This is a genomic window from Pectobacterium hainanensis (genome assembly GCF_046237015.1).
GTDB lineage: Bacteria > Pseudomonadota > Gammaproteobacteria > Enterobacterales > Enterobacteriaceae > JBJYIN01.
The window spans coordinates 1-375 of record NZ_JBJYIN010000045.1 but is presented as its reverse complement, the minus strand read 5'-3'; the positions used below and the strand labels follow the sequence as shown (position 1 = coordinate 375).

Below are 375 nucleotides of genomic sequence, written 5' to 3'. Positions count from 1 at the left end.
CCTTACCAAGAAGATGTGGATTGAGTGAAGTGCTCACACAGATTGTCTGATGAAAATAACGAGCAGAAATACCGCGACAGGCTTGTAGCTCAGGTGGTTAGAGCGCACCCCTGATAAGGGTGAGGTCGGTGGTTCAAGTCCACTCAGGCCTACCAACTCTTGTGTGAGTGGTATGTCAGGTAACTGCAAGTAGAGATGGGGCTATAGCTCAGCTGGGAGAGCGCCTGCTTTGCACGCAGGAGGTCTGCGGTTCGATCCCGCATAGCTCCACCATTAAAAAGACTTCAGAGCGTATTGGAAACAGTATGCTGCGAAGTATTTTGCTCTTTAACAATCTGGAACAAGCTGAAAATTGAAACAATGAATAATTGTAAA

At 46.9% G+C, this 375-nt stretch carries 2 tRNA genes; both read left to right on the top strand.

Annotation, left to right across the window (positions count from 1 at the left end):
• Positions 1–78 precede the first annotated feature (78 nt).
• Positions 79–155, top strand: a tRNA-Ile gene (locus ACKPVM_RS20455).
• Between the two features lie 42 nt (positions 156–197).
• Positions 198–273, top strand: a tRNA-Ala gene (locus tag ACKPVM_RS20450).
• Positions 274–375 lie beyond the last annotated feature (102 nt).